Genomic DNA, 3933 nt, shown 5'->3' with positions numbered 1-3933 from the left:
AATGCCCTTCCAGCCTCTATTGTTTAACAGCTCTCCTCAAAAAAGCAACATTTTTTTTGGTAGCTTCTCATTTTCTGTTTTTTAACGATATTAAATCATAGATTTCGGGCTAAAATTACCTCATCGTTTATCATTGTTTCTGAGTCTGAATAAGACTGAGAACGATAACTATTCTGTTACAGAACATTCGGATCTCTTTTGACCACGCACCCCTCTTCTCAACCGCAATCATTATTAGAATTGAATCAGCATTATCAGGAATTGCTTGATAATAATCGTCTGGAATGGACGAATCGTCGGACATTCTCACGTTGCCTGGGAATTGGTGGACAAGGAGTTGTTTATCTGAGTGCACGTGAGGGGGCAGATGGATTTAATATACCTATAGCGCTCAAACTATTTTCTCCCAAACCTTATAACAGTGGTACTCTCTATCTCAATGAGATGGGTCGGCTGGCCCAGGTTGCCGCACGTGTGGCACGTGTTCAGGATAATCATCTCGTCGCCGTCCAGAACTTTGTCAAACGCGATCACATCTATATCATGGAAATGGAATGGGTTGATGGATATGACTTGCGCAGTCTGCTCACACCGGCAACATTTAAACAAATTCGTGAACAGGTTACGTCGCGCCGATGGAAAAATATCAATAATAATGTATTTACGAAAGGGGTTCAGCAACCACGTCTCAAGCCGGGAGTAGCAGTCTCAATTCTTCGCGAATGTCTAGCGGCTTTAGCTGCTTTACATCGGCATGATATTATCCACTGTGATATGAAACCGGCTAATATTATGCTCAAACGCAGTGGTAACGTGAAAATTATTGATATTGGTTCTGCAATCGATTTAAACAATTTGCCTCCCAATCAACCATGTACGCCGACCTATGCTGCCCCTGAAGTACTTTTGGGAGAGCGGGCAACTCCGCAATCTGATCTTGCCAGCCTGGGATATATTCTGATCGAAGTCATTACCGGATTTCAACCTTTTGGAAATCTGAAATATGACCAGTTGATCAAAGCGAAACAAAATATTCTGCAACAACTCCCACAATGGTTTCCCACTGAAGAATTTGCTTTAAGCGAACCATTAATGAAACTGATTCATCGGCTTGTTCATCCCAATCCCAATGAACGGTTTCAGAGTGCTGAAGTCGCCGATCTAGGTGAAGAAGGTGCAGCTGAATTTCATCGGCTGCTTGTCAAAAGTGATCTTCCCAGTGATTACGAAAATGAATTACGCCTCTGGATCGAGGAGGTCGAAACCGATTATTTTGATGAAGGGCAATTTTCCACTGATCCACAAACCACAGTGTTCACTACGCCTATCTGGCAACAGAAGGATCGAGATGAGTTGTCGGCAGACTCCTGATTAGTCTGCAAATGCTTCAAATAACTTTACAATGCTAATAAAATCGACTGTTAGGCATCGGGATTCGAATCTTTTTTCACTTGAAATTTCATATTCCTGATTTGATGTTCCTCCCGTCGCCTGTTACTTTAGCGTAGATGTAATATCTATTTATCACAGTCATCTTCAGAGGTCGTTCCGTGAAAAAGAGTCTCACCTTCTGTTTACTTCTATTAGTGTTCTTATCTTCGCAACGCATATTCGCAGGTCCGCCTCCATTCGAACTGAAATCGGGTGACCGAATCATTTTTCTGGGTAATACTCTGATCGAACGAGCTCAGAAATATGGAAGTTGGGAAAGTGTCTTCATGCGAAGCTTTCCTAAGGCGAAGCTCTCCTTTCGCAATCTGGGTTGGAGTGCCGATACGGTCTGGGCTGACTCTCGCGGAATATTTGATCCACCTGCCGCCGGATATCAACGGATGCTGAAACAAGTCAAAGATCTGAAACCAAATCTAATTTTGCTCGGCTATGGTGGTAATGAAGCATATGCGGGTGAAGCAGGTTTACCCGCATTTCAAAAACAATTGCAAAAACTGCTAAAAGATTTGAAACCGACAGGTGCGAAAATAATGATTGTTTCTCCACATCGCTCTGAAAATGCAGGGCATCCATTGCCAGATCCCACATCCCATAATCGCGACCTGAAACTCTACGCAGACCTGCTGCAGAAAATCGCTGCACAAGGAAACCATTACTATATCGACCTGTTTTCCCAGTTGATCCCTAAATCCGCAGGTAAACCGAAATTGAACTGGACTACAAACGGAATTCATTTAACAAAAGCTGGCTATGAGAAAGGCGCTAATATTATTGCCAATGATCTCGGCATACATCCCGTTACTTTGTCACCTTCCGTTGAACAGGAAGTGCGGCAATTTGCGTTTGAAAAAAACCGTCTCTACTTTTATAACTGGCGACCTCAGAATATTACTTATCTGTTGGGATTCCGCAAGCATGAACAGGGCCAGAATGCCAAAGAGCTGCCGCAGTTCATCCCGATGATTGAAGAAAGAGAAGCATCGATTCACAGACTGATTTCATCGCAATAGCTTCCATCAATTATTTCTATTTACGATAATTATCTTAAATTGTCTTTGATCTCTAAAGGATCGTTCCTGTGATAAATCAAGCCACTCTTCCACTGAAAATAATTTTTCATTGTGCTTTTTGTATGCTCTGTTTGCTGAGCAATTCCACCACATGGGCACAACGCGATTTGACGGACATTCCCCCCGTCGATCCTGAACTGGAACGTAGGTCGTTCAAAGTCGCTGATGGGTTTGAAGTCAATCTTTACGCAGCGGACCCACAAATTGCGAAGCCAATTCAGATGAATTTCGATGCCCAAGGCCGACTATGGATCGCCTCCTCAGAGATTTACCCTCACATCAAACCAGGTGAAAAGGCCAATGATAAAATTCTGGTAGTAGAAGATCAGGATGGCGACGGAATAGCAGAAAAGACGACTGTCTTTGCGGATGGTTTATTGATACCTACCGCTGTCATGCCCGGCAATGGTGGGGTTTATGTTGGAAACAGCACGGAATTACTGCATCTGAAGGATACAAACGGTGATGGCAAAGCGGACGTGCGACAGACCGTACTAGCAGGTTTCGGAACCGAGGACACACATCACATCTTGCACACTCTCCGTTGGGGTCCAGGTGGACATCTTTATTTTAATCAGTCGATTTATATTCATAGTCACATTGAAACCCCGCACGGTGTGCGTCGTCTGAATGGAGGCGGCATCTGGAAATATCGTCCCGAATCGATGGATCTGGAAGTTGTGATGCGCGGCATGGTCAATAGTTGGGGCCATCATTTTGATCGTTGGGGGCAATCATTTTGTACTGATGGTGCATATGGTCACGGGATCAATTACACATTCCCCGGTGCCGCTTTTGTGACGGCTGTCGGTGCGGACCGTATTTTGAAAGGCTTGAATTTAGGTAGTCCCAAGCACTGTGGTCTAGAAATATTGAGCGGTCGCCATCTGCCCGAAGATTGGCAGGGCAATATGATCACCAACGATTTTCGCGGGCATCGTGTGTGCCGGTTTGTGGTCACAGAAAATGAAGCCGGTTATGTGTCTCGAGAGCAGGTAGAAGTTATTAAAACTGACCACGTCGCCTTTCGCCCTATTGATGTCAAAATGGGGCCTGATGGAGCAATCTACATCGCCGATTGGTACAATCCGATTATTCAACACGGCGAAGTCGATTTCCGTGATCCTCGCCGCGATCATACCCACGGACGCATCTGGCGCGTAACTTATAAAGGCAAACCGACACTACCCCGTCCAAAGTTAGTAGAAGCATCCAATAAGGAGTTGCTGGATGCGTTAAAGCTACCCGAAGAATGGACGCGTCAAAACGCCAAAAATGTCCTGCGTGAGCGGGGACAAGCAAAAGTAGAAACTGACTTTAAAGTCTGGCTAAAAAATCTCGATCCTAAAGACTCGCAATTCGAACACAACCAATTAGAAGGACTCTGGGTTGCACAATGTATTAATAGTGT

At 44.5% G+C, this 3933-nt stretch carries 3 protein-coding genes; all 3 read left to right on the top strand.

The annotated features are described in order from the left end of the window. The first annotated feature begins 198 nt into the window (after positions 1 to 198). Entirely contained in the window at positions 199 to 1371 is a 1173-nt protein-coding gene (locus Q0668_RS23685) for a serine/threonine-protein kinase (RefSeq protein WP_298869019.1), read from the top strand. A gap of 179 nt (positions 1372 to 1550) precedes the next feature. Further along, positions 1551 to 2462, top strand: coding sequence for an SGNH/GDSL hydrolase family protein (locus tag Q0668_RS23680; protein ID WP_298869018.1), 912 nt, complete (start codon positions 1551 to 1553; stop codon positions 2460 to 2462). A gap of 122 nt (positions 2463 to 2584) precedes the next feature. Beyond that, positions 2585 to 3933 (top strand): PVC-type heme-binding CxxCH protein (locus Q0668_RS23675; protein ID WP_366918987.1); only part of this gene is annotated, 1349 nt, incomplete at its 3' end.

Origin of the sequence: uncultured Gimesia sp. (genome assembly GCF_937910335.1) — a bacterium.
Classification (GTDB): domain Bacteria; phylum Planctomycetota; class Planctomycetia; order Planctomycetales; family Planctomycetaceae; genus Gimesia.
This window is presented reverse-complemented; position numbering and strand designations above follow the sequence as displayed.